Origin of the sequence: Vaginella massiliensis, from assembly GCF_900089075.1 — a bacterium.
GTDB lineage: Bacteria > Bacteroidota > Bacteroidia > Flavobacteriales > Weeksellaceae > Weeksella > Weeksella massiliensis_A.
Map to the genome: position 1 here is coordinate 644,101 of NZ_LT593747.1, position 24,849 is coordinate 668,949.

General features: G+C 39.0%; 25 protein-coding genes. 12 read left to right on the forward strand and 13 right to left on the reverse strand.

Translation table 11 applies throughout. The annotated features are described in order from the left end of the window. Positions 1–42 precede the first annotated feature (42 nt). The 3 genes from BN8061_RS10375 to BN8061_RS10385 form a co-directional block, all read right to left on the reverse strand. Entirely contained in the window at positions 43–2,250 is a 2,208-nt protein-coding gene (locus tag BN8061_RS10375) for a M12 family metallo-peptidase (protein ID WP_068599060.1), read from the reverse strand. A 32-nt stretch (positions 2,251–2,282) separates the two neighbouring features. Continuing rightward, entirely contained in the window at positions 2,283–3,191 is a 909-nt protein-coding gene (locus BN8061_RS10380; RefSeq protein WP_005807145.1) for an IS1595-like element ISBbi1 family transposase, read from the reverse strand. A 149-nt stretch (positions 3,192–3,340) separates the two neighbouring features. Beyond that, positions 3,341–4,096 carry an acyl-CoA desaturase gene (locus tag BN8061_RS10385; RefSeq protein ID WP_068599062.1) on the reverse strand — a complete coding sequence of 252 codons (756 nt, stop codon included), beginning with the start codon at positions 4,094–4,096 and terminating at the stop codon, positions 3,341–3,343. A gap of 90 nt (positions 4,097–4,186) precedes the next feature. Between BN8061_RS10385 and BN8061_RS10390 the strand changes: the two genes are divergently transcribed. After that, positions 4,187–4,636, forward strand: a complete 450-nt coding sequence (locus BN8061_RS10390; RefSeq protein ID WP_068599064.1) for a DUF4442 domain-containing protein — start codon at positions 4,187–4,189, stop codon at positions 4,634–4,636. 45 nt (positions 4,637–4,681) lie between these two features. Here BN8061_RS10390 and BN8061_RS10395 read toward each other — a convergent pair whose 3' ends face one another. Further along, on the reverse strand, positions 4,682–5,500 hold the full coding sequence (locus BN8061_RS10395; protein WP_068599066.1) for an enoyl-ACP reductase FabI: 819 nt from the start codon (positions 5,498–5,500) through the stop codon (positions 4,682–4,684). A 47-nt stretch (positions 5,501–5,547) separates the two neighbouring features. Further along, entirely contained in the window at positions 5,548–5,937 is a 390-nt protein-coding gene (locus tag BN8061_RS10400; protein ID WP_068599067.1) for a YopX family protein, read from the reverse strand. 74 nt (positions 5,938–6,011) lie between these two features. Between BN8061_RS10400 and BN8061_RS10405 the strand changes: the two genes are divergently transcribed. Both BN8061_RS10405 and BN8061_RS10410 read left to right on the forward strand, forming a co-directional pair. Continuing rightward, on the forward strand, positions 6,012–6,533 hold the full coding sequence (locus tag BN8061_RS10405) for a class I SAM-dependent methyltransferase (RefSeq protein ID WP_068599069.1): 522 nt from the start codon (positions 6,012–6,014) through the stop codon (positions 6,531–6,533). Between the two features lie 3 nt (positions 6,534–6,536). Further along, positions 6,537–7,442, forward strand: a complete 906-nt coding sequence (locus BN8061_RS10410) for a glycosyltransferase family 2 protein (RefSeq protein ID WP_317038992.1) — start codon at positions 6,537–6,539, stop codon at positions 7,440–7,442. Here the strand turns inward: BN8061_RS10410 and BN8061_RS10415 are convergent. Further along, positions 7,393–8,280, reverse strand: a complete 888-nt coding sequence (locus tag BN8061_RS10415) for a DMT family transporter (RefSeq protein ID WP_068599071.1) — start codon at positions 8,278–8,280, stop codon at positions 7,393–7,395. The two genes, BN8061_RS10410 and BN8061_RS10415, sit on opposite strands and share 50 nt — an antisense overlap. 122 nt (positions 8,281–8,402) lie before the next feature. Between BN8061_RS10415 and BN8061_RS10420 the strand changes: the two genes are divergently transcribed. Together BN8061_RS10420 and BN8061_RS10425 are read left to right on the forward strand one after the other, a co-directional pair. Further along, complete coding sequence (locus BN8061_RS10420; RefSeq protein WP_068599073.1) at positions 8,403–9,200, forward strand: TerC family protein; 798 nt, start codon at positions 8,403–8,405, stop codon at positions 9,198–9,200. Between the two features lie 40 nt (positions 9,201–9,240). Then, positions 9,241–10,041, forward strand: coding sequence for a Cof-type HAD-IIB family hydrolase (locus BN8061_RS10425; RefSeq protein WP_068599074.1), 801 nt, complete (start codon positions 9,241–9,243; stop codon positions 10,039–10,041). Here the strand turns inward: BN8061_RS10425 and BN8061_RS10430 are convergent. Further along, entirely contained in the window at positions 10,038–10,391 is a 354-nt protein-coding gene (locus tag BN8061_RS10430) for an arsenate reductase family protein (RefSeq protein WP_068599077.1), read from the reverse strand. The two genes, BN8061_RS10425 and BN8061_RS10430, sit on opposite strands and share 4 nt — an antisense overlap. Positions 10,392–10,430: 39 nt before the next feature. Here BN8061_RS10430 and BN8061_RS10435 point away from each other — a divergent pair, with 39 nt between their 5' ends. From BN8061_RS10435 to BN8061_RS10450, 4 genes are read left to right on the forward strand one after another with little or no spacing between them, the layout of a single operon-like run. Further along, positions 10,431–10,829, forward strand: coding sequence for a DUF6146 family protein (locus BN8061_RS10435; protein ID WP_068599596.1), 399 nt, complete (start codon positions 10,431–10,433; stop codon positions 10,827–10,829). A gap of 27 nt (positions 10,830–10,856) precedes the next feature. Beyond that, the gene (gene prfB, locus BN8061_RS10440) at positions 10,857–11,957 is read left to right on the forward strand and encodes a peptide chain release factor 2 (protein ID WP_068599079.1); all 1,101 of its coding nucleotides are present in this window, start codon (positions 10,857–10,859) and stop codon (positions 11,955–11,957) included. A gap of 1 nt (position 11,958) precedes the next feature. Beyond that, positions 11,959–13,326, forward strand: coding sequence for a Trk system potassium transporter TrkA (gene trkA / locus BN8061_RS10445; protein WP_068599081.1), 1,368 nt, complete (start codon positions 11,959–11,961; stop codon positions 13,324–13,326). Next, on the forward strand, positions 13,323–14,858 hold the full coding sequence (locus BN8061_RS10450; RefSeq protein ID WP_068599082.1) for a TrkH family potassium uptake protein: 1,536 nt from the start codon (positions 13,323–13,325) through the stop codon (positions 14,856–14,858). The genes trkA and BN8061_RS10450 overlap by 4 nt, the downstream gene beginning before the upstream one ends. Before the next feature lie 112 nt (positions 14,859–14,970). On the opposite strand, the gene msrA is transcribed toward BN8061_RS10450, so the two are convergent. Continuing rightward, positions 14,971–15,498, reverse strand: a complete 528-nt coding sequence (msrA, locus tag BN8061_RS10455) for a peptide-methionine (S)-S-oxide reductase MsrA (protein WP_068599084.1) — start codon at positions 15,496–15,498, stop codon at positions 14,971–14,973. Between the two features lie 24 nt (positions 15,499–15,522). After that, positions 15,523–15,987 carry an Lrp/AsnC family transcriptional regulator gene (locus BN8061_RS10460; protein ID WP_068599086.1) on the reverse strand — a complete coding sequence of 155 codons (465 nt, stop codon included), beginning with the start codon at positions 15,985–15,987 and terminating at the stop codon, positions 15,523–15,525. Positions 15,988–16,299: 312 nt separating this feature from the next. On the opposite strand from BN8061_RS10460, the gene metK reads away from it, so the two are divergent. From metK to menD, 3 genes are all read left to right on the forward strand, one after another. Beyond that, the gene (gene metK, locus BN8061_RS10465; protein WP_068599087.1) at positions 16,300–17,559 is read left to right on the forward strand and encodes a methionine adenosyltransferase; all 1,260 of its coding nucleotides are present in this window, start codon (positions 16,300–16,302) and stop codon (positions 17,557–17,559) included. An 84-nt stretch (positions 17,560–17,643) separates the two neighbouring features. Beyond that, positions 17,644–18,387 (forward strand): 3-oxoacyl-[acyl-carrier-protein] reductase, encoded by a 744-nt coding sequence (fabG, locus tag BN8061_RS10470; RefSeq protein WP_068599089.1) that lies wholly within the window; start codon positions 17,644–17,646, stop codon positions 18,385–18,387. A gap of 85 nt (positions 18,388–18,472) precedes the next feature. Continuing rightward, on the forward strand, positions 18,473–20,143 hold the full coding sequence (menD, locus tag BN8061_RS10475) for a 2-succinyl-5-enolpyruvyl-6-hydroxy-3-cyclohexene-1-carboxylic-acid synthase (RefSeq protein WP_068599598.1): 1,671 nt from the start codon (positions 18,473–18,475) through the stop codon (positions 20,141–20,143). A gap of 8 nt (positions 20,144–20,151) precedes the next feature. On the opposite strand, the gene BN8061_RS10480 is transcribed toward menD, so the two are convergent. The 4 genes from BN8061_RS10480 to BN8061_RS10495 form a co-directional block, all read right to left on the reverse strand. Then, the gene (locus BN8061_RS10480; RefSeq protein WP_068599091.1) at positions 20,152–21,171 is read right to left on the reverse strand and encodes a PTS sugar transporter subunit IIC; all 1,020 of its coding nucleotides are present in this window, start codon (positions 21,169–21,171) and stop codon (positions 20,152–20,154) included. Between the two features lie 72 nt (positions 21,172–21,243). Continuing rightward, positions 21,244–21,888, reverse strand: a complete 645-nt coding sequence (locus BN8061_RS10485) for an OmpA family protein (protein ID WP_068599093.1) — start codon at positions 21,886–21,888, stop codon at positions 21,244–21,246. A 12-nt stretch (positions 21,889–21,900) separates the two neighbouring features. Further along, positions 21,901–23,205, reverse strand: a complete 1,305-nt coding sequence (gene rimO / locus BN8061_RS10490) for a 30S ribosomal protein S12 methylthiotransferase RimO (protein WP_068599095.1) — start codon at positions 23,203–23,205, stop codon at positions 21,901–21,903. A 120-nt stretch (positions 23,206–23,325) separates the two neighbouring features. Further along, a complete protein-coding gene (locus tag BN8061_RS10495; protein ID WP_068599097.1) occupies positions 23,326–24,738 on the reverse strand; it encodes an L-serine ammonia-lyase in 1,413 nt (470 codons plus the stop codon). Between the last annotated feature and the right edge of the window lie 111 nt (positions 24,739–24,849).

A 24,849-nucleotide genomic window follows, 5' to 3' on the forward strand; every position in this document is an offset into this window, starting at 1 on the left:
AGCACAAAGTGCTGACTATAATAAAATTGAGTTGGTTGATGCTTATTTTTTTACAACTTTGAATGAAGTTGATCGTCCATCAAAATTCACAACTACTACATAAGAACCTGCAGGCAATTGTTTCATCGAAATATTGGTCGAAAATACATTGTTGAATGATTTAGCTAAAACTTTTTTACCGTCTAATGAGAAAATCTCGATCGATTTTACGGCAACTTTAGACACAAAGTTCAACTCATCTTGCACTGGATTTGGATAATAACTGAAATCAACCGTTTTGGCATTATCATTTACACCCAGCGTTGAACAACTTACATTTGCAGTCCACCCACTAAGCTGAACACCATTGTCTGAGGTGAATTTAAAGGTCAATGCACCTTGTTCGTTTGTAGCTTCGAAAGTTGGTAAGTTGGTAGACAAATTACCCGAAAGACCTGCCGATGGTGATAATTCTTCTGCATCGGTATTCAATCCGTCATATACTCTCATGATGTCGTTCCCTGCTTCTGTTTTGAAAGAGGTGAATTCTACTTTCAATTTCGATCCAGCTTGATGAGGAACAATGGTTCTAGTCCAATTCTCATTTGGAGTATAGTTGCCATTAGGGCCTCCGAAATCTACAAACTGTAGATCATTATTACAAAAATCTCCAGCTGTGGTGAAGATAAGGTCTACACCAGATGGATTGGTCGTATCACATGCTTTTCTGACACGTAAACGGTAATAGGTATTGGGTTGTAAGTCTGTGAATGTAAATGTATTAGAGTTTTCTTGTGTAGACCATGTAGATGGAATTGCTTGGTTATATCTAGACAATTTATAATTCCAATCGATTACTTCATTATTGGTCAGATTGATCTGAATTGTCGCGCCGTTTTCTGTAACATTTGTCACCTGATATTCTGGATGATAGGTAATACAAACATTATCCAAATCTGTTGGTAAACAAGTACGTGAGTTGATGAAATCTATGATTCTTTGACGCGGTTGCGGTCCAAATCCGTTATTCAAGTTGATTCCTACAGATTGCAAATGGCAGTAACTCATTATGGTTCCACCGTTCGTTGGTAATCCTGGATTTGCACAGTTTCCTTCTAAGGTATAACAACCATCGATCGCTGTATTGTTACCATTCCACGCACAAGCATGGGTGTGCTGAGAACCTAAGTTATGCCCGAATTCATGGGTGATAACCATGATATTCCAAGAATAATTCGGAAAATCGTAATAAGTATGATTAATGTCTGAATAAGAATAATTGTTGGATGTACACAAAGCGTTGAGATACGCAATACCACCAAGTCCACCTGGATCTACTCCTATCAATTGACCAACATTTGCATCAAAAGAAGCTCTCGTTTTTCTAAATTTTTCGAGGTAAGCCAAAGAACTTGTTCCGATATTTTGGTACGGATCCTGCGTTGTCCAAACCATTACACTTCTCATCACAACTTGAATATCGTCGTTTGCATACAACAATTGTACGTTGTTGTACATCGCAGATAACCAGTCCAACACATTGTCGATATTTCTTTGACGATATTGGAAGATGTTGTAATCGACCTCGAAATACATGGTTGGGATACGATTGTTGTCAAAATTTGAAGACGATTTGCCAGCAGTATGATGGTGCGCAACATCTTGATTTTCTAATACTTGATCTGCCCCACAAAACGCTCCTAATTCTTCTCTTGGCAAAAATTTATCAGAATACATCACATATTCTGTTGCGTTTTTCTTCATTGTACCATCTTCGTTGGTCAACGCTCCCAAGTTCAGGTTGCCGTATTCTTCAGAAGTAATCACGCCAATCACCTCATTTTCGAAAAGGCTGATTCCGACCAAAGAGTTCAAATCTCCTTTGATTATCCCTTTGTAATATTTTCCTGGTTTGTAGTGATGAACCTTATAATTTTCATCTGTTACCTTAAAATCCTTGTCGAATACTTGAGTATTCTCGGTCAATTCTAAAACAATTTCTTTTCCATTGTATGGCAAAACCAATTCTATATTCGTCGAAGCTTTTTTAGAAAAGTTCTGCAACGCCGCTAAATCAAGCGTAAGAAATTGTGCATCCTTTACGGTTGCTTTTTTATTCGAATTGGTTGAACTTGAAAATAAATTTACCTTCTGAAAGGTAGCTTTCTGTGTTTTTAGATTTACGATTTCCTTTGCGATAGGTTTGTATTGAGCCATAGAAAAGGAACCTAAAAATAAAAACAATCCAGTTAAAATAGTAGATTTTTTCATTTTTAAGATTTAAAATTTTTCTGATTATCCGTTTATGCACCTGTTATATTCGCAATTACTAGTCTGTCAAAGAGTTTGTCTCCAAAATACCGTCTGTTTAATTTGTAAATAAACTCGTTGAGATACAACTGTAAGTATTTCCTTTTGATTTTATGGTAGTTGCCCAGCAATGTCCGTTTTGCATTACTGATTGCGATATGCACCCATTTGAGTGTTTCCTTGGTGGTTTTGGCGTCTGATTTCTCGGTGACGTGCAATTCCACCAGATCGGAGATGTCAACGTAAGAAGTGCTTTTGTCCGAAAATACGATGGCATCATCCTCCATGCAGTCCCTGACCACGCCGTTGATTCCTTCACTTTGATGGCTATCCAGTACCCTGGCCTTGAAATAACGCACATGCTTCTCCTTTTTGCCCGTTTCGATATCTTCCAACGGGGTGCTTTCGGCCATCACCGCAACGTTCTGCTTTCCCTCGGCTCCCCGGCCACGTGTACCCTTGCCTCGCTCGATTTCCTTACTGGCCACCGAAAAGTAACCCTCATCCAGTTCTATCATCCCTTCCAGTGTATACCTTGCATCCCGGTTGCCCATCGCCCTGCGGAGTTTGTGTACCATCGCCCATACCGGTTCGTAACGCTTCAATCCTAATTGCTTCTGGAGTTCGTTGGTGGAGAATCCCTTTTTTGTGCAACTCATCAGGAACATCGTTTTGTACCACACCAGAAACGGCAGCTTGGAGCTCTCCATGATCGTACCGCTGCGCAACGAGGTGCGGAAACGGCAACCTTTGCATTCATAACTCCATTTACCCTGTAACCAATAATGGGAAGTGCCCCCGCATCGCTTGCAGACAACCCCTTCCTTATCACGCTGCTCCTTGAAATGCAAACGACAATCTTCCTCCGAACCGAAATGAGCCGTAAAACTGAATATGTTCATAATCCCTGCTTTTTGAGCGCTAATATACTAAAAATATTAGGTGTGTTTGCGGAGAATCAGAAAAATTTTAAAGTGAGTGGCTAATTTAATAAATAAAAGCATGATTTATATCAACCATGCCGTATTAAATTCTCAATTTTTTCAAATCTTTACATATAATCGGTATCCAATTTGCCTTTTTTGAACTGGATAATCCCAACCTTTTCCATCATCCAAATACAAGGATACATCGGATCGAATTCCCATTTTTTGACAGCAAAGTTGGGTCGTCCACCAAATTTATGATGATTGTTGTGCAAACATTCGCCCCACATCAAAAAATCTATCGGAATCAGGTTGGTCGAAGTGTCATTGACATCGAAATTGCGGTAACCATATTTATGCGAAAACCAATTGACCACAACACCATGCACCGGACTCATGAGAATTTGTATGGGCAACAATACAAAATAGGTCCAGAGCGGAGCACCCAAATTCATATATATCAAGATATAAACCACCGCCCACATGAGACGAATGATGTTGTTTTCGGCAACTTTATCAAAAGCTCTCCAAGCTGGAACGCCTTTTTTGAATTTTGACAAAACCTCTACTTCGTTACGATCTATTTCGTTGTATACCAATCGAGTACGCCACATCATATTGAATAGATCTTTGTCGAAAATTGGCGAATGAGGGTCTTTTTCGGTATCGGCATAAGCATGATGCATTCTGTGCATTACACCATAGGCATACGGACTGAGGTAAGACGAACCCTGAAAAATAAACGATAGCACATGAAACACCTTCTCCATAAACGGACTCATCTTGAACATGCCGTGTGCAGCATAGCGATGATGAAAAAATGTTTGAAAGAAAAGCGATGCGTACCAATGAAAAATAAAGAATATGATAACTCCTGTCATTAAATCAATTTTAAACCTTTACAAAAATAATAGTAAAATAGTTATATCTTGCTAACTTTAATCATGAACTCGATAAAATAATTAAAATCAATGAATCAAGAATTTTTCAAACAGATGATGATTTCGCAAATTCCAATCGCATGGATTGCGGGAGTACGCTTAGAAAATTTTGAAAACAACAAAGTACAGACCTATGTCGAACTCGATTTCCTAAACCAAAATCCGTTCAACAGTATGTTTTGGGCCGTTCAAGGGATGGCGGCAGAACTTTCTACTGGTCTCATGTTGTTGACTAAGGTACAGGCAAGCGGAGAGAAAATTTCTACCTTAGTGGTTCATCAAGAATCTACATTCTCTAAAAAAGCAGTTGGCAAAATCGTCTTTACCTGCGATCAAGGTGCATTAATTGATGCAAAAATAAAAGAAGCGATCGACACTAAAGAAGGAGTAAGTTTTCAACTCAACTCTACTGGTGTAGACGAAGCTGGCGACGAGGTGGCGAAATTCACATTCACTTGGAGCATCAAAGTAAAGGCATAACAAAAAAATCCGTTTCAAAGAGAAACGGATTTTTTTAGATTATAATTATTCTGCGTCGGGTTCAAATTTTTCGATGACTTCTTGCGAAACGCCTGTGTTGCTGTATCCACCATCGTGGAACAGGTTTTGCAACGTCACTTTACGAGTGAGATCGGAGAACATCACAACGCAATAATCTGCACAGTCTAATGCAGTAGCATTCCCAAGTGGTGAAATTTTTTCAGCATAATTGATGAATCCGCCGAAGCCTTTTACGCCTTGCCCTGCTGTGGTTGGCGTTGGAGATTGCGAAATGGTATTAACGCGTACGCCTTTTTCTTTACCCCAAAAGTATCCGAAACTACGCGCAATCGATTCCAAATACGCTTTGTTATCTGCCATATCATTGTAATTTGGGAAAACTCGCTGAGCCGCGATATAAGTGAGCGCAAGAATACTACCTCCCACGTTTAGGCAATCTTTATCCCAAGCCATTTTCATCACACGATGAAACGATACAGCCGAAATATCCCAACCTTTGGTCAACCAATCGTAGTTGACATCGGTATAGGGTTTTCCTTTTCTTACGTTCACACTCATCCCAATCGAATGAAGAATAAAGTCAATTTTACCAAATTTGGCGATGGCTGCATCAAACAATTTTTCTAGATCTTCCATCGAAGTAGCATCTGCACCAATGACTTCCGAATTAGTTTTTTCTGCCAAAGCGTTCAATTCTCCCATGCGAAGCGCTACTGGAGCATTGGTCAAAATAAATTCTGCACCTTCTTCGTGGCAACGTTCTGCAACCTTCCAGGCAATTGAATTGCTGTCCAATGCACCGAATATGATTCCTTTTTTTCCTTTTAATAAACCGTAAGACATAGTTCTATTTTTTCTTGTTTTCAAATGTAATTAAAAATAATGGAATGTTAAAAATCTATTTGTGATTCGAATCCGTGAGAAAAAACGTGCGACACCACCTCCAACTTTTCGTGTTCGAACAATCGATAGTCTGACAATTGTATGGGAGTTGCTACCTCGTATTCTTCATCTACAATCACTGCTGCATTAGTATTATTGAATTTTATGATTCCTCTTCTCCACCCTTGTGACTCTCTCAACAAATACAAAACCACATCACCTTCAAATATCACACGATGTCTTTTATCTTTTATACCAACCGAGATATCGACTTGATCGAATTCTAATCGCTCGCTGTGCCAATGAAAATCGTTGTAAGCCTTGTACAAAATGCCATCTTCTGACTCCCTGGAGTATCCCATCACTCGATTTCCCTTTCGCAATCTATACCATTTCATTCGTCAAAATTATTCTTTATTTTTTTATAATTAAGGTTGAATTAAAATCGAATATTGATTTAACTTTGTACGAAATGTATAAAGTTTATCCCGAAAAAAGATACAACGAAACCCTAAAATTGCTCCAACAGTTTGCGCCGTCGCAAGCTAAAATTTTAGATGTAGGCGTTGAAAATCCTTTTACGCATGTGATGCGTGAACATGGCTATTGGGTAGAAAATACCAAGGGTGAAGACCTCGATTTTCATCCAGAAGTTTTGCAAGATTTTGATGTTGAATTTGTTACAGCACTCGAAATTTTGGAACATTTGGTCAATCCGCTGGGTGTTTTGACCAATTTACCTGCCGATAAATTATTGGTTTCGGTTCCGCTCAAATTATGGTTTTCTCCCGCATATCGAAACAAGCACGATGATCGTGATGTGCATTACCACGAATTCGAAGATTGGCAATTCGATTTTCTACTCGAAAAAGCCGGTTGGGAAATCAAACATCGACACAAATGGACGCATCCAGCAAAAAAGTTAGGATTTAGACCCATTCTTCGATATTTTTATCCTCGTTATTATGCAATCTATGCCGAACGCAAAAAATAATCGATGGTGAAATATTCTATTGTCATCCCGGCACATAATGAAGAGCAATACATCAGAATTACCCTCAATTCGTTGGTGAATCAGACGGTTTTGCCCTATCAAATCATTGTGGTTGATGACCATTCTACCGATCGCACAGCCGAGATTGTGCAAGAATACACCACAGCTTATGCATTTGTAAAATTGTTGCAAGTAAAATCGACCAACGAACATCAACCTGGGAGCAAAGTGATTTTAGCTTTCGAAAAAGGTTATAAACTGTTGGATAAATTGTTTGATGTGATTGTAAAACTGGATGCCGATTTGGATTTACCGACTGATTATTTCGAACAAATCTTGAAAGTTTTCGAGCAAAACGAAAAAGTTGGGATGGTTGGCGGACATGCCTATATCGAAAAAAATGGCGAATGGAAGTTGGAAAGCCTCACCGATAAAGATCATATTAGAGGAGCCTTCAAAGCCTATCGAAAAGAAACATTTGATGCAATTGGCGGTTTGAAACCTCAAATGGGTTGGGATACCGTAGACGAATTACTTGCAAAGTACAATGGTTGGGAAGTAAAAACAATTCCTACTTTGAAGGTAAAACACCTGAAACCCACTGGTGCCAATTACAACAAAGGTGCGCTGCAAAAGCAAGGCGAAGCCTACTATACACTGGGTTATGGACTGATGATTAGCATGATTGCCGCAGCAAAATTGGCAGTCAACAAAGGTAAAATTTCGTATTTTTTTGGGTATATGAAGGGTTATCTAATGGCAGCTAAAAAACGAATACCCAAAATGGTCGATAAAAAACAAGAGCAATTTATACGGCATTATCGTTGGAAAAACATCCGAAAAAAAATTAAGAATCTAATCATTTGTTCAAACGCTTTGCTCTTCTTTTGTGTTTCAAAATTCCATTGACTATAATGGCTAAAATCATCACCAAGGTTGCAAAATAAAACATAGGCGACATTTGTTCGGAATCGCCAAAAATAAGGTAGGCTAAAACAATTCCATAGATCGGTTCTAGATTTACATTGAGCATAATCGTATACGGACTGATGTACTTGAGCAAATCAACCGCTTCGATCTGGGCAAATGCTGTAAAAACAATCCCCAACAAAGCCAGCCATCCGAAATTCGCCCAACTTATCGTGGCAATTTCTTGAATTGCGTTGGGTTGAAAAATAGGAATCATCAACGTAATGCATGCAAAACCTCCCAACATTTCGAATAAAGTAATATTGATTGGATCACTATTTTGCTGAACTTTTGCATTCAGCACCGAAAACAATGCAGATAAAAAACTCGTGAAAATTCCCAACACTATCCCCAACACATAGTGCGGATTTGCCTGAAAAATCATCATAACACAAACGCTCACAATAATGGCGATAATCACCTCTTGAACATCTATTTTCCTTTTGAAAAAAATTGGCTCTAAAAACGAGGTGAATAAAGCACCCATAGACAAGGTACTCAATGCCACCGAAACGTTGGAAACTTTTATCGATAAATAGAAAGCAAACCAATGAAAAGCGATAATGAATCCTATACCTACAAAACTCAACAATTGACTTTTGCATGCTTCGATTTTTACTCGTCTAAATTTCAGGTACAAAAAAATCGCCACGGCAGCAATTCCCATACGAAACCAAACCATTGGCAAAGCCGAAATGGTAACCAGTTTACCAAAAATGCCCGTAAATCCCCACAATAAAACCAAGAATTGCAACCGCAGTTGGGTTTTCGAAATCATGCCCTATATTTTTATCAAATGTACGCATGTTTCACACTCGAAATTTAAATTATATTTAAATTTTACATCTCCTCAATTAAGATTGATAAAAATAATATCTTTGTAAACTAATCATCAATTTCATGGATTTTAGTATCTTTTTGACAGCCGAAGGATTAATCGCTTTAGGCACCCTTACACTACTAGAGATTGTACTGGGAATCGACAACATCGTTTTCATCTCGATCTTATCGGGTAAACTTCCACAACATCAGCAAAAAAAAGCGCAACGATTGGGTTTGGCACTTGCCATGTTTCTACGCGTTGGCTTGCTTTTTTCACTCACTTGGGTCATGTCGTTGACTGCTCCTATTTTCAACCTCGGACATTTGATAGGAATAGACGATGCAGACTGGTTAGAAAAATTAGCCATTTCGGGTCGAGACCTCATCCTACTTATCGGAGGTTTGTTTCTGATTTATAAATCGACCACCGAAATTCATCATAAATTAGAAGGACAAGAAGAAAACAATACCGATGTCAAGGCACATTCTTTTACAGGTACGATTATTCAAATTCTGATCTTAGACCTTGTTTTTTCGTTAGATTCTGTGATTACCGCAGTTGGCATGTCGCAACATATCGAAATTATGATTGCTGCGGTAATCATCGCCGTACTCATCATGATGCTTTCGGCAACAACGATCAGTGATTTTGTAAACAAGCATCCAACCGTAAAAATGTTGGCGTTGTCTTTCTTACTTTTAATTGGTGTATCTTTACTCGCAGAAGGCTTCGATCAGCATATTTCAAAAGGTTATATCTATTTCGCAATGGGCTTCTCTATGCTCGTAGAATTTTTGAATTTGAGAATGCGAAAAAACGAAAGAAAACCAGTGGAATTGCGCAACACACCTTTGAAACAGAAAATTAAAAACTAAATCGGTTAAAGCCTCTCAACGAGGCTTTTTTTATACAAATATGAAAGGAAAAATAAAATTGGTTGTTTCGGATATGGATGGAACATTGTTGAATGATCAGCACGAATTGCATCCAGATTTTTTTTATTTATACGAAAAATTAAAAGTTCAAAACATCCTATTTGTGCCTGCAAGCGGACGACAATATTACAGTATTTTGCATTATTTCGAGCCTATAAAAAACGAAATTGCCATCATTGCAGAAAACGGAAGTTATGTTACCTACAAAGACGAGGTTTTGTTTACCGATGAATTGGGCCAGCAAAAAGTCCGAGACATCATTCTTGCAATAAGAAAAATATCTGGAGCCAACATTGTGGTTTGTGGCGCAAAACATGCGTATGTAGAAAGTAAAGAGGAAAACTTCAAACAAATTTTTGCACAATTTTATTATCAAAATCAGTTGGTAGAAGACGTTCTGACTGCCCTGCAAGATGATCGCATCATCAAAATTGCTGTTCATCATCCGATAAATGCAGAAGAATACCTCTATCCAGCATTGGCAAATTTTAATCACGAACAATTGAAAGTAGTGGTTTCTGGACCGTATTGGATAGATATCATGAATGTCAAAACCAATAAAGGCAATGCCTTGCAAAACCTACAAAAAAAACTTGGCATAAAGCCCGAAGAAACCCTGGTTTTTGGCGATTACCTCAACGACCTCGAAATGTTGCAAAACGCCACCTATAGCTATGCGATGGACAACGCGCATCCGCTTGTGAAAGCGCAAGCAAAGTACACTGCCAAATCTAATAACGATTATGGGGTAATCGAGATTTTACGACAACTAGTCGATTAATTTTCTTTCAAAAATTCGGTCAATTTTTCTATTGGTCTGGCGATTACTGCTGCCTGAGATGTCGCAACGATTGGTCGCTGAATGAGTTTGGGATAAGCAACCATTGCCTCTAAAATTTCATCATCCGATAAATCTTTTCCTTTGAAATGATCTTTCCATTCGTTTTCATTCGTTCGGACCAAATCAATAGGCTTTAATCCTAATAGTTTGATGAGCTGATGCAGTTCTGATTTGCTCAATGGGTCTTTCAAATATGCTCTTACTTCATAATCAACATGATGCTCATCTAAATATTGAATAGCCGCTCTACTTTTTCCGCAACGTGCATTATGCAAAACTTGGTATTTCATTTTAAAAAATTTTGCTTAAATTTAATCAAAATTAATCGAATGAGACTTCCTATTCTTATCCTCATATTATGCACAAGCATTTTCGGCTGCAGCCCAACTCACGAACTTTCGAACACCGTGACTGAAAAAAACGAGTTGAAATTTGAAGCAGACGAAGACGGCGAATATGATCTTATTGTATTCGATCCGCAATACGAAACGTTTTTAATTTCGATTGCAAAACCCAAAACTTTCTTTACCAAACAATTTTATAAAAACAAAAATGCCCTTTACGTATCGGAATGGAACAGCCGGCACGCACAACCATTTCTGTACAACTCAGATTTGTATGCGGTACATATCGATTATGATTACACCAAAGATTACGGATTGAATTTGGAATACAAACTCTACAATTTCTTTAAATTTATCGAGTGGAAGTACAAAGTAAGATTATAAATAGAAAGGTTTTTTTACATTTGCACTATGTTTAATACAGACCATTTCAAAGACCTACAAAAAAGGACGAGCGATCTATATACCTATTTAGAAATCGAGCAAAAACGCATCGAAATCTCGAACGAAGAGGAGACAGCTGCTTCACCAGAATTTTGGAACGACCCGAAAGCTGCGGAGGCTTTTATGAAAACGCTTCGCGGTAAAAAAAAGTGGGTAGAAGATTTTGAACAAGTCGAATCGGCAGTGAACGACCTAGAAGTGCTCATCGAATTCAATCGAGAGGGAGAAGTAGAAGACGAAGAAGTCCAATCCCAATACGAGAAGGCATTACAGCTGTTAGAAGCCATCGAATTCAAAAATATGTTATCAGACGAAGGAGATAACCTGGGTGCGATATTACAAATAACTGCGGGCGCTGGCGGTACCGAATCTTGCGATTGGGCAAGCATGCTGATGCGCATGTACATGATGTGGGCAGAAAGTCACGGTTACAAAGTAAGAGAACTCAACTTTCAGGCTGGTGATGTAGCCGGCGTAAAAACCGTAACCCTAGAGATCGAAGGAGATTATGCCTTTGGTTGGCTCAAAGGTGAAAATGGTGTACACCGTTTGGTTCGCATTTCACCATTCGATAGCAATGCCAAACGACATACGAGTTTCGTCTCGGTATATGTTTCGCCTATCGTAGACGACACCATCGAAATCGAAATCAACCCATCGGATATCGAATTGCAAACTTCGCGTTCTGGTGGTGCGGGAGGACAAAATGTAAACAAGGTCGAAACCAAAGTACAACTTACCCATAAACCTACCGGAATTGTAGTTGTTTGCCAAGTAGAACGTTCGCAATTAGCAAACCGCGAGCGTGCGATGGAAATGTTGAAATCGGAATTATACAAAATAGAACTCGATAAAAAAATGGCAGCTCGGAACGAAATCGAAGCCAATAAAATGAAGATCGAATGGGGTTCGCAAATCCGAAATTATGTCATGCATCCGTACAAACTCGTAAAAGATGTTCGAACCGGAACAGAAACTGGGAATGTAGATGCGGTAATGAATGGCGAAATAGACGAGTTTCTTAAATCTTTTCTGATGCTGATGGGTCAGAAAGAAGAAAAAATCTAATATGAGAATCATCATAGGTGGTGCTGGCGAAGTAGGTTTCCATTTGGCAAAACTTTTGTCCAACGAAAGACTCGACATTATTGTAATGGACACCGATAAAGATCGATTAACCTACATCGAAAATCAATTAGACGTTCTTACCTACAGAGGCGATGTCACCTCCTTCAAATCGCTTCGCGAGGTCGATGTAGAGAGTGCCGATATGTTCATCTCGGTAAGTCAGCTCCAAAACACCAACCTTACCAGCGCACTGATTGCCAAAAAAATGGGAACAAAACGCACCATAGCACGTATCAGCAACCCAGAATATCTACAACGAGAAAACCAAATAGCAGTACAACGCTTCGGGATCGATGCGCTGATCTCCCCCGAATCGTTGGCAGCAAACGAAATAAAGAATCTAATAGACGAATCGGCTTTTAACGAAATGCATTCGTTCGACAACGGATTAGTTAATTTATTTGGAACGGTATTGGATCAAGATTGTAAAATAATCGGTAAGAAATTTAAAGAAGTTTATCTAACTGCAAAAGGTGGCGCAGAGCGACTTTTTATGCCCATTGCCATCATTCGTTTTTCTTCTAAAAACGGCTACGAAACCTTGATTCCTGAAGAAGAAACCGAATTCAAAATCAACGATCAAGTTTATTTTATTTCTAAAAATTATGCAACCATTGAGTTGTACAAACTATTAGGAAAAAAACAAGATTATTTTCAAAACACCATTATACTCGGAGGTGGAAGCATAGGCAGAAAAACCGCTCTACTTCTTAAAAAAGATAAACACAATGTAAAAATTATCGAAAAAGATCGAAATAAAGCATTCGACCTTGCCGATGAGTTTACTAATATCTTGGTCATAAACGGCGATGGTAGCGATGGCGATTTGTTGGATGATGAAAACATTGCAGAAGCCGATGCTTTCATCGCGGTTACAGGCTCGTCTGAAACCAATATCATGTCTTGCTTACTGGCAAAATCTAAAGGCGTAAGAAAAACCATTGCATTGGTCGAAAATATCGATTACATCCACCTGAGTCAAGAAATCGGAATCAGTGCCTTTATCAACAAAAAACTTTTGACGGCCGATAGCATTTTCCGATACATCAGAAAAGGACAAGTTTTGGATGTTTTTGGGATCTCTGATTTGGATGCCGAAGTTTTGGAATTTCGAGTAGAAGAATATTCCAAAGCCAATAATCGAACCATCTCTGAATTAAATTTCAATAAAGAAGCGGTGATAGGTGGTATTGTACGCAAAGGTGAAGCCATTATCCCCACTCTTGATTTTGTCTTAGAAAAACACGACCATGTCATCATCTTTTCTTTACCCAACGCTCTGAAAAAAGTAACACAATACTTTCAATGAAAACCTTCAACTTCAAAATTGTATTCTATCTGAGTGGTATTCTATTGCTGATGAATACATTTTTCATGTTTTTGTGTGTTATTTTCAGCTTAATCTGGGAAGACGGGCTGAGCCTTGGATTTTTGTTTTCGGCAATCATTACGGGTACCATTGGCGGATCGATGTATTTTTCGACCAAAAAAACCTTGCGCGTTGTACGCAAACGTGAGGGGTATTTAATTGTTTCGGTAGGCTGGCTTTTGCTCATTCTTACCGGCACACTCCCCTACTTTTTTTCTATTCCCAACTTGCCCTTATCGGTCTACTATTCAAACGAAATCACCACCCTGAATTTGTTCTACGAGACCGTCTCTGGCTACACGGCAACAGGCACTACCATTTTCAACAATATCGATTACCTGCCCAAAAGTATTTTGTTTTGGCGAAGCCTCACGCATTGGATTGGCGGTATGGGCATCATTGTGCTCACCATTGCGATTTTACCTATTTTGGGGATTGGTGGTATGCAATTGTTTTCGGCAGAATATACTGGTGGAGTTTCTCCAGACAAAGTGCATCCGAGAATCGCAGACACTGCCAAGAATCTTTGGTTCATTTATATCATGCTGACTTTTGTAGAGGTTGTTTTGCTCTATTTTGCAGGTATGAACCTCTTCGATGCGGTTAACCATTCTTTCAGCACCTTATCGTCTGGAGGTTTTTCGACCAAAGATAACGGCATTGCTTATTGGCGAAATAATGTGCTGATTCAATACATCCTCGCATTTTTCATGATGTTGTCTGGAACCAACTTCATTATATTGTATTTTCTATCGCGATTGAAGTGGCGACAGGCATGGAAAAATGAAGAGTTCAAAACCTATCTTGTACTAGTTGCAATGATCAGCATCATTGTTGCATTCGTTACCTATTTTCATTATTACAAAAACGAGACGTTCAGTTTTTACAATTTAGAGAAGGCATTACGTTTTGCATTTTTCCATACGACGTCTATCATCTCTACCACTGGATTTGTTGTATCAGATTACACGATGATTACGCCTTTCGTTACCCTTATTTTCTTTTCATTATTTTTTGTTGGAGGTTCTGCGGGCTCTACAGCTGGTGGTGTAAAAATTATAAGACAAATCATCTTACTGAAAAATAGCATAATCGAATTCAAGCGACTGTTACACCCAAATGCCGTAATTCCGGTACGATATGGCGGGAAGGCTATCTCCCGAAAAATAGTTTACAACATCCTCGCTTTTTTTGTCATGTACATGTTTATTTGGATATCTAGTTCTATTTTGTTTTCGTTGTTGAATGATAATTTGGTGAAGGATTACGAAAGTATCATCTCGAGCTTGTCTGTTTCTGCCTCGGCACTAAGCAATGTTGGTTCTGGCATTGGAGTTTATGGTCCAGCGAATAATATGGAAGGCTTGACCGATGCAGCTAAACTATTGTGTAGTTTTCTGATGATTATCGGGCGATTAGAAATTTTCACATTTCTAATCATATTCACGCCTTATTTTTGGAAGTCGAACTAAAAAAATATTGCTTCCACCACAAAGGCAAAAGCAATATAAAAGATTTAAGATTTATATAAATAGTTGGTTTCAATATTATAATCAAAACTTATACCATTATTATAAAAATCGATTATTTTTTTAACAACTCTTTGTATTTTATTAAAAATTTCTTCACTTTTTCGCTCACAACCGACTGGCAATAAGGGTTGTTGGGGTTATTTATAAAATATTGTTGGTGATAATCTTCTGCTTTATAAAAATCTTTCAAAGGTTCTATAAGCGTGGTAAATTTCACTTCTGCAGAGGCTTCATATTTTTGTTTAGACTGTTCTGCCAACTTTTTTTGTTCTTCGGAAAGATAAAAAATGATCGATCGGTATTGCGTCCCCACATCATTCCCTTGCCTATTGAGTTGGGTTGGATCGTGTACATTCCAAAAAATTTCTAAAAGTTTCTCATACGATATCACACTGGGGTCGAAAACAATTTTCACCACCTCGGCATGGTTTGTATTTCCTGTGCAAACATCTTCGTAAGACGGATTGGCTACATTACCTCCTGCATAGCCCGATATTGCTTCATCTACGCCATTCAACAATCCAAAAACGTGCTCTACACACCAAAAGCAACCTGCTCCAAAAACTGCTATTTCTTTCATTTATATATTAAGTTAATAATCAAATTATATCTTTACTTGATAAGCCAAACTGTCTTTCAATTCGCTGATCACAAATGTACTATGCGTGCTACCAATACCCTGAATATTGGTCAATCCATTTACCATAAATTCACGATAATCGTCCATGTTATTGAAAGCCATTTTGATGATATAATCGTAATCGCCGCTTACATGGTAACAACATAGAATTTCTTTCCTTTTCAAAATATCTTGCTCAAACGCTTTAATATTGTCGTGCGTATGCTCTTTGAGTTTGATATGGCTCAACACCAACAATTCTTTGTTGATGAGTTTGCGATTGATGATCGCCACATACTTGTCGATTATTTTATTTTTTTCTAATTTCTTGATTCTCTCGTGAATTGCAGTAGAAGATAAGTTCAACTTATCTGATAATTGTTTATAGGTGATTTTACTGTCTTCTTGCAGATAATCAAGAAGTTTTGCATCTATTTCATCTATTTTCATCTGTGTTTAAGTTTGATCGTTGATATTTGTATAACAAATTAAAATCATTTTATTAATATTTCACAACTAAGAACGCTATTTTATAGATTATTATTCTATATTGACTAAAATAATGACTCGCAAAACAGAGTTTTATTCTGTAAACGAACAATTTCTGAATAATATTTTTCAGAGCATCGACAATTTGTTTGGAAAACCTTATATTTGCTGAAAATTTTCAGGGAGGAAAGATTTGTCTGATTGCAACCTCATAAAACAAGCGCTAAACCAGAATAGTCTTCCCTTCTATTTTCAAAAAAATAATTATTCATTATGTCATATTTATTCACCTCAGAATCAGTTTCAGAAGGGCATCCAGATAAAATTGCAGATCAGATTTCCGATGCTATTTTAGACCATTTCATCGCATTCGATAAGATGAGTAAAGTAGCTTGCGAAACTTTGGTGACTACAGGTCAAGTAGTATTAGCTGGAGAAGTAAAATCACAATCATACATCGATTTACAAAAAGTAACTCGAGATACCATAGCCGAGATTGGGTACACGAAAAGCGACTACATGTTCGATGCAAATTCTTGCGGAATTTTATCGGCCATACACGAGCAATCACCAGATATCAACCAAGGTGTTGAGCGATCTACAGAAGAAGAGCAAGGAGCCGGCGACCAAGGAATGATGTTCGGATACGCCACCAACGAAACCGAAAATTACATGCCGTTGGCATTGGCTTTGTCTCATAAATTGTTGGAAGAATTATCGAACATTCGCAAAAACGAAACCGATCTTCTACCCTATCTACGTCCAGACGCCAAGGCACAAGTAACCATAGAATATGATGACAACAACAAACCTGTTCGAATAGATACTATCGTCATATCTACGCAGCACGACGATTTTGCAAACGAGCAAGCCATGCAAGAGAAAATCTACAACGATTTGGTCAACATCTTGATTCCTCGCGTCAAAGCATCCTTACCAATCCACATCAGAGATTTATTCAACGAGGATATTACCTATCATATCAACCCAACAGGGAAATTCGTGATTGGTGGCCCACATGGTGATACTGGACTCACTGGTCGAAAAATCATCGTGGATACTTACGGTGGAAAAGGTGCGCACGGTGGTGGTGCTTTTTCTGGTAAAGACCCGTCTAAAGTAGACCGTTCTGCTGCCTATGCTGCACGCCACATTGCGAAAAACTTGGTTGCTGCAGGAGTTGCTGACGAGGTTTTGGTGCAAGTATCCTATGCAATTGGGGTAGCAGCACCAGTATCTTTATTGGTCGACACCAAAGGTTCTGCAAAAGTAGGCATGAGCGACGGCGAAATCTCAAAAATCATTTCGGAGCTTTTCGATATGCGACCATTTGCGATCGAACAACGTTTGAAATTGCGCAATCCTATCTACAAAGAAACCGCGAGATATGGTCACATGGGACGTGAGCCTCAGACCGTTCACAAAACCTTCAAATCTGCCAATGGCGTAGATGAAATCAAAATGGAGGTTGAATTGTTTACGTGGGAAAAATTAGATTTTGTCGATAAAATTAAGGAAGCTTTCAAATTATAATTTTAAAACAAGAATATTTTCAAAACCGGCGTAATTGTCGGTTTTATTTTTTATATTTATTTTCGTTGAAAATTATTTAGACACATGAAATTATTGGAAGGAAAAGTTGCCATTGTCACCGGTGCAACCCGTGGAATTGGGAAAAGCATAGCCGAAAAATTCGTACAACAAGGCGCAACTGTTATTTTTACCTATGCCTCTTCGGTGGAAAAGGCACAAGCCTTGGAAAATGAATTAGGAAACTATGGAACGATCAAAGGTTTTCAGTCAGATGCGGCAGATTACGATGCTGCGCAACAATTGGTCGAAGATGTTCTGGCAGAATTCGCTAGAATCGATATCGTGGTCAACAATGCGGGTATTACGCGAGATAATTTGTTGATGAGAATGTCGAAAGAAGACTTCGAAAAAGTTATTCAAGTCAACCTGAATGCCGCATTCAACCTCACCAAAGCAGTCATCAAACCCATGATGAAACAACGTCAAGGCTCGATCATCAACATGAGTTCGATTGTCGGAATCAAAGGAAATGCTGGGCAAGCCAATTATGCCGCTTCGAAAGCCGGACTTATTGGATTCTCGAAATCTGTTGCCTTAGAATTGGGTTCTCGCAACATTCGTTGCAACGTGATTGCACCCGGATTTATCGAAACCGAAATGACCGAAGTACTTGATCCTAAAACAGTTGAAGAATGGCGAAACGGAATTCCATTGAAGCGAGGCGGACAGCCAGAAGACGTTGCCAATGCTTGTATCTTCTTGGCGTCTGAGCTTTCGAGCTACGTTACCGGACAAGTATTGAGTGTCGATGGTGGTTTGCATACCTAAAAACTCCTTTACATCATAACACAATAAGGTTTTGATTTGGTACATTTGTATCGTCAAAACCTTTTTTAATCTAGAATCGAACGATTTGAAAAAAAAATCCAATCTCCTCAATGTACAATTGGTTGCAGAAACATTTGCTGCAGCTGGCATTTCGCATATAGTAATATCACCAGGTTCTCGTAATGGTGCATTGACCATGCAATTTGCAAACGACCAACGATTCGAAACCTTTTCTATAATCGATGAGCGTTCTGCAGCTTTTGTTGCGCTGGGAATGGCACAAAGATTGAAAAAACCTGTGGTGATTTGTTGTACATCGGGTTCGGCAGCTGCCAATTATTATCCTGCAATTACCGAAGCTTTTTATCAAAACGTGCCGATTATCGTACTTACAGCAGATCGACCAGAATTGTTTGTCGATCAGTTCGATGGGCAAACCATTCGGCAACGAGACCTCTACCAATCACATAGCTATTACAATACTCAACTGAGTGAGTTGGACGATACCGAAACGCTCACCGAAAATATGTTGAAGCTAAAAGATGCCATTACCAAAGCCATTCATCATCAAGGTCCGGTGCATATCAACATGCCTTTTTCTGAACCTTTTTATGGCTATACAACAGAGCAATTAATTGATTTCGAAAATATTAACATACCCAAAAGACAATTCGATGAGATTGATATTTTTGCTTTAGCTCGCGAATGGAACACGGCTTCGAAAAAAATAATTTTAATCGGATTGCATTCGCCAGATGACATATTCAATGATTTGATGATAAAATACGCCGATGATCCTTCGGTGGTGATTCTTACAGAAGTTACGTCGAATACGCACCATCCTCGCTTCATCAACAAAATAGATCAGTTAATTTTTTCGCTGTCTGAAGAGGAATTGGAAATTTTGAAACCCGAAATTTTACTCACCATAGGACAAAATATCGTATCGAAAAAAATCAAAGCTTTTTTCAGGAATCACCGTCCAGCACAACATTGGCACCTAGACGAGCATTGGCATCCCGACACCTTTCAGTTGCAGAATAAAAAATTGATCGCCGATAAAAATGAATTTTTGAGTGAATTCATCCATTACATCAATCCAAAAACATCGGCGTATTACAACGATTGGAACGACATCAGAATTCAAAAAGAACAAAAACACCAAGAATTTTTAGACCAAACAAACTATTCTGATTTAAAAGTTTTTGAAAAAATTATTCCTACCTATCCAGAAAATGCGGTAATCCATTATGGAAATTCTTCTGTAATTCGATACGCATTACTCTTCGATCATCCTGCACATCTCGATATTTACTGCAATCGAGGAACAAGCGGTATAGACGGCTCGACTTCTACCGCAGTTGGTTCTTGTATGGTAAGCAATCGGCTAACGGTTGTGGTCACGGGTGACATCAGTTTTCTATACGACTCTAATGCATTATGGAACAAATACTTACCCAAAAATCTACGCATCATCCTGATCAATAATGGCGGTGGAAATATTTTCCGTTTCATTCCTGGGCCAAATGAAACCGATGTGGTCGAAGAATTTTTCGAAACCAAGCACCACATCAAAGCGTATGGTTTGGCAGAAACTTTTGGGTTGGATTATTGGCTGATTGAGGATTTAGAAGGATTTGATGAAACGATGGCTGCATTTTATCAGGATTCTGGACGCGCAAAAATTCTTGAAATCGACACGATGCGAATTCCTAATGCCGAGATTTTGAGAAATTATTTTAGAAATCTTGGCTAAGCGTACAACTACGATTTTAGTTTCATATCGCCCTCTTTTATCCAATTGTATTTTTTCAAAACAAGATAAAAACTATAACTCAGCACTGCCGGAAGTATAAAATGCAACAAACCGATGGAGGTTGCAATATGTGTAGCAGAGAATTTAGCTTTCATGGCATTCCACGTACCAATTTGTCCAACCAATCCGCAAGTTCCCATCCCCGACTCGAGTGCAGTATTTTCCATAGACATCCACATGGTCGCCATCGGTCCCAAAATAGCCGAGGCAAAAACTGGAGGGAGTAAAATATGCCAATTCTTGTAAATGTTGGGCATTTGCAACATGCTTGTTCCCAAGCCCTGAGCCAAAAATCCTTGAAATCCATTATCACGAAAACTGATTGTTGCAAAACCAATCATCTGAGCACAGCAGCCTACCGTTGCCGCACCGGCAGCCAATCCGTCTAACTCGAGCATCAAACACAAGGCAGCAGAAGAAATGGGCAAAGTGAGCACAATGCCTACGACAACCGCTACTACCATGCCCATCACAAACGGATTTGCGTTGGTGCTGGCGATGATGATTTGTCCGATCCACTGCATGAGTAGTTGCACAGTAGGCCCGAGAAGTTGCGCGATGAGCACACCTGTCAATACGGTGACAATGGGCGTAATCACAATGTCGATTCGGGTTTCACCTGAAACCAATTTTCCGATTTCTACTGCGATGATACTTGCAATAAAAACTCCCAAAGGTCCTCCTAATTGATAGGCGGCTAATCCCACAACTGCAGCAGAAAACAACACCAACTGTGGCGCCCGCAAGCTGTAAGCAATTGCCAATGCAATCGCTGGTCCCGTAGCTTGATTGGCGATAGGCCAAACCACTTGGTTGAGAAAGGGAATCGAAAATTCTTCACCAATGGTTTTGAGAATCGTACCAACCAAAAGCGTGGCAAACAAACCGTAAGCCATTGCACCCATGGCGTCTACAAAATAGCGTTTTGCCGAGATTTGGATATTTTTTTTCAAGAGGAAATCTTGCATATTGTTGAGCTATGAATTTTTAAATATAAAAAAAAGCGGACTTCGTCCGCCAAAAAAATAAGTAGTTGACTGTTATTTTTTAGTAATTCTGATGTCTACTCGTCTATTTTGAGCTTTGCAAACTTCGGTATCATTTGCCTCACACAAAAAATGCTGAGCTCCATAACCTTCGGCTTCGATTCGAGTCGCTGCAACGCCTTTAGATACCAAAAGATTTGCTACTTTTTCTGCACGCTCTTGCGAAATTTTGGCATTCACAATAGAGTCGCCAACATTGTCGGTGTACCCTCCTATTTTTACGGTTGCCGATGGATAAGCTTTTAAGATTTTGGCCAAATTATCGACTTGGGTAGCCGAAGTTTCGGTGACATTGGCTTTGGCAGTTTCGAAATAAATTCGATCCAGCGTAATCCATCCTTTAGTTTTGTCTTCCGAAACTTTGAAATCGGCATCATTCAATTGCGAGACCAATTTGCTTTCTGTCGACAATTCTCCAACATTCAGTGTGTCGTTGTTTGGTAGCACAACATCGGAAAATTCACCCAATTGATACACATAATTGTTGTTTTCATCTAAGTTTAAATTTTTAGAATTTTCGGTTTTCACCGTTGGTGCAACTGCATTTGTCGAATTTTCTTTTTGATCTAAATCGCAACTACAAGAGGTAACAAAAATTGCAGCTGCAACCAAGGTTAAAGAGATAATTTTATTTTTCATGGTTTTTTATTTTTAATCTATTAATTTACCAATTAAATCGAATTCATAAGCATCGATGATTTCCACGTTTACAAATTCGCCAATAGGAAGGTAAGTTTCTCGTGCATCGATCAAAACTTCGTTATCTACATCTGGCGAATCGTATTCGGTACGACCAATATAGTTATTTCCTTCTTTACGATCGATGATGACACGAAATTGTTTTCCTATTTTTTCTTGGTTGAGTTCGTAAGAAACCTGGGTCTGAATTTCCATTATTTCTTCTACTCTTTTTTCTTTCACCTCTTGCGGCACGTCATCTTCCAGTTGATAGGCGTGCGTATTTTCTTCGTGCGAATAGGTAAAACATCCCAATCGATCGAATCGTTGTTCTTGCACCCAAGCTTTCATCTCTTCGAAATGCTCTTCTGTTTCGCCAGGATAGCCTACAATCAGCGTTGTTCTGATTGCCATATCGGGAACTTTTTTGCGGAATTTAGCCAATAGTTGATTGGTTTTTTCTTTGGTTGTCCCTCTACGCATCGATTTGAGGATGTCGGTCGAAATGTGTTGCAACGGAATATCGATATAATGACATACTTTGGGTTCGTTTTTGATGACTTCCAAAACATCTTCTGGGAAACCTGATGGAAAAGCATAATGCAAACGAATCCATTCGATGCCTTCTATTTTCACCAATTCTTTGAGCAAGTCTGCCAAGGCTCTTCTCTTGTAAAGATCTAAGCCATAATAAGTTAAATCTTGCGCAATCAAAATTAATTCTTTGGTTCCTTTGGCTGCTAATTTTTTAGCTTCGGTTACCAAATTCTCGATTGGTTTTGAAATATTTCCACCTCTCATTAGTGGAATCGCACAGAATGAGCACGGACGATCGCAACCTTCGGCAATTTTAAGGTAGGCATAGTGTCGAGGTGTTGTGGTTAATCGTTCGCCCACTAATTCGTGTTGATAATCGGCTCCGAGCGCTTTTAACAATAATGGCAAATCTCGCGTCCCGAAATATTGATCTACGTCAGGTATTTCGGCCTCTAAGTCGGGTTTGTATCGTTCTGACAAGCAACCTGTTACAAATACTTTTTCAACCTCTCCTCTATTCTTCAAATCAACATATTCGAGAATGGTATTGACACTTTCTTCTTTGGCATTGTCGATAAAACCACAGGTATTGATCACCACAATATCGCCTGCATCTTCGTGTACCACCTCTTTTCCATTTGCTTGTAATTGTCCCATCAGCACCTCTGAATCGTATACATTTTTGGAACACCCCAGCGTTACGATATTGATTTTTTTCTTTCCGACCGATTTCGTTCGCATTCTTATTGAAATTTAGCTTGCAAATTTACAAAAATTCGCCGATTCATGATTGTTGATTGTGCATGATTTGATGAATAAAAAAATCAGCAAATTGCTGATTTCCATTTTAATTTTTTCTTTCTAACAGTCGGCTACATTTACCGTCACTGCCAAACCACCTTCTGAGGTTTCTTTGTATTTATTATTCATGTCCTTAGCCGTTTCCCACATGGTGTCTACCACTTTATCGAGCGGCACTTTTACATCGAACGGATCGGTATCCAAAGCCAATTCTGCGGCATTTATCGCTTTTATTGCGCCCATTGTATTGCGTTCTATACAAGGGATTTGCACCAATCCTCCGATAGGATCACAAGTCAAGCCCAAATGATGTTCCATGGCGATTTCGGCTGCAATGGTCACTTGTTCTGGAGTACCGCCGAGAAGCTCGCAAAGCGCGGCTGCTGCCATGGCAGAAGAAACTCCAATCTCTGCTTGGCATCCTCCCATAGCTGCCGAAATTGTCGCTCCTTTTTTGAAAATACTTCCGATGACACCTGCAACCATCAAAAATTGTTTGATTTCTTTCTCTCCTGCTTTGTGGTTGTCGATGGTCAAATAATACATCAACACAGCTGGGATCACGCCTGCACTACCATTGGTGGGGGCTGTAACCACGCGTCCCAACGAGGCGTTTACCTCATTTACCGCCAAGGCATAGCAACTCACCCATTTGAAAATCTGGCGAAATGCTATTTTTGTTTTTCGTATCGCTTGAATCCATTCCCAAGGATTTTCATACGGTAAATCGCTTTTGAGCTTCTCATGCAAATCATAGGCTCTTCTGCGCACATTTAGTCCGCCTGGTAAAATTCCTTCGGTATGACAACCGATGTAAATACATTCGAGCATAGTGTTCCAAACACGCATCAACTCGGCATCGATTTCATCATCTGTTCGGATTGTGCGTTCGTTTTCTCGCATCAATTCCGAGATAGACAAGCCAGAGGTTTTGCAGAAATTGAGCAATTCTTCTGATGTGTTGAACAAGTAAGGAAAATCGCAAGTTACCTCTTTATTTTCTTGTTCATCTCCTTTGGTAATAAATCCACCACCGATAGAATAGAAAATAGATTCGTATTTTCCTTGATCGAAATATGCTGTAAACTTCAATCCGTTGGCATGATAATCCAAGAATTCTCGATTGAAGACCACATCCAATTCAGGATCAAAATCGATCCAATGGCTTTGGTTGAAATGCAATTGTTTGTTGAGTTGGATGTGTTCGATAATATTTTGAATATCATCAACTGGTATGTACTCTGGATCTGTACCGCTCAAGCCGAGCATTACAGCATAATCGGTTGCATGACCTTTTCCTGTAAGCGACAGTGATCCGTAGAGATCGACCACCACTTTTTTTACTTCTTGAATTTTATTTTGTTCGGATATTTCTTTAAGAAAAGCTTCGGCAGCACGCCAAGGCCCTAAGGTATGCGAAGAGGATGGTCCTACTCCAATCTTCAGCATATCGAAAACAGAAATGCACTCCATACTTAATTTACGTTTATATTTTTTCCTAAATCAAAGATATTCTAAATTATCTGGAATCTCGCATTTCATCACAAAAAAGCGAGCCGAAAGCTGTTAATAAAATGTAAAATA

Bases quoted from the DNA above. Each gene is read 5' to 3' on its own strand.
- BN8061_RS10375 (WP_068599060.1), bottom strand. From the start codon at position 2,250: ATGAAAAAATCTACTATTTTAACTGGATTGTTTTTATTTTTAGGTTCC.
- BN8061_RS10380 (WP_005807145.1), bottom strand. From the start codon at position 3,191: ATGAACATATTCAGTTTTACGGCTCATTTCGGTTCGGAGGAAGATTGT.
- BN8061_RS10385 (WP_068599062.1), bottom strand. From the start codon at position 4,096: ATGACAGGAGTTATCATATTCTTTATTTTTCATTGGTACGCATCGCTT.
- BN8061_RS10390 (WP_068599064.1), top strand. From the start codon at position 4,187: ATGAATCAAGAATTTTTCAAACAGATGATGATTTCGCAAATTCCAATC.
- BN8061_RS10395 (WP_068599066.1), bottom strand. From the start codon at position 5,500: ATGTCTTACGGTTTATTAAAAGGAAAAAAAGGAATCATATTCGGTGCA.
- BN8061_RS10400 (WP_068599067.1), bottom strand. From the start codon at position 5,937: ATGAAATGGTATAGATTGCGAAAGGGAAATCGAGTGATGGGATACTCC.
- BN8061_RS10405 (WP_068599069.1), top strand. From the start codon at position 6,012: ATGTATAAAGTTTATCCCGAAAAAAGATACAACGAAACCCTAAAATTG.
- BN8061_RS10410 (WP_317038992.1), top strand. From the start codon at position 6,537: ATGGTGAAATATTCTATTGTCATCCCGGCACATAATGAAGAGCAATAC.
- BN8061_RS10415 (WP_068599071.1), bottom strand. From the start codon at position 8,280: ATGATTTCGAAAACCCAACTGCGGTTGCAATTCTTGGTTTTATTGTGG.
- BN8061_RS10420 (WP_068599073.1), top strand. From the start codon at position 8,403: ATGGATTTTAGTATCTTTTTGACAGCCGAAGGATTAATCGCTTTAGGC.
- BN8061_RS10425 (WP_068599074.1), top strand. From the start codon at position 9,241: ATGAAAGGAAAAATAAAATTGGTTGTTTCGGATATGGATGGAACATTG.
- BN8061_RS10430 (WP_068599077.1), bottom strand. From the start codon at position 10,391: ATGAAATACCAAGTTTTGCATAATGCACGTTGCGGAAAAAGTAGAGCG.
- BN8061_RS10435 (WP_068599596.1), top strand. From the start codon at position 10,431: ATGAGACTTCCTATTCTTATCCTCATATTATGCACAAGCATTTTCGGC.
- prfB (WP_068599079.1), top strand. From the start codon at position 10,857: ATGTTTAATACAGACCATTTCAAAGACCTACAAAAAAGGACGAGCGAT.
- trkA (WP_068599081.1), top strand. From the start codon at position 11,959: ATGAGAATCATCATAGGTGGTGCTGGCGAAGTAGGTTTCCATTTGGCA.
- BN8061_RS10450 (WP_068599082.1), top strand. From the start codon at position 13,323: ATGAAAACCTTCAACTTCAAAATTGTATTCTATCTGAGTGGTATTCTA.
- msrA (WP_068599084.1), bottom strand. From the start codon at position 15,498: ATGAAAGAAATAGCAGTTTTTGGAGCAGGTTGCTTTTGGTGTGTAGAG.
- BN8061_RS10460 (WP_068599086.1), bottom strand. From the start codon at position 15,987: ATGAAAATAGATGAAATAGATGCAAAACTTCTTGATTATCTGCAAGAA.
- metK (WP_068599087.1), top strand. From the start codon at position 16,300: ATGTCATATTTATTCACCTCAGAATCAGTTTCAGAAGGGCATCCAGAT.
- fabG (WP_068599089.1), top strand. From the start codon at position 17,644: ATGAAATTATTGGAAGGAAAAGTTGCCATTGTCACCGGTGCAACCCGT.
- BN8061_RS10480 (WP_068599091.1), bottom strand. From the start codon at position 21,171: ATGCAAGATTTCCTCTTGAAAAAAAATATCCAAATCTCGGCAAAACGC.
- BN8061_RS10485 (WP_068599093.1), bottom strand. From the start codon at position 21,888: ATGAAAAATAAAATTATCTCTTTAACCTTGGTTGCAGCTGCAATTTTT.
- rimO (WP_068599095.1), bottom strand. From the start codon at position 23,205: ATGCGAACGAAATCGGTCGGAAAGAAAAAAATCAATATCGTAACGCTG.
- BN8061_RS10495 (WP_068599097.1), bottom strand. From the start codon at position 24,738: ATGGAGTGCATTTCTGTTTTCGATATGCTGAAGATTGGAGTAGGACCA.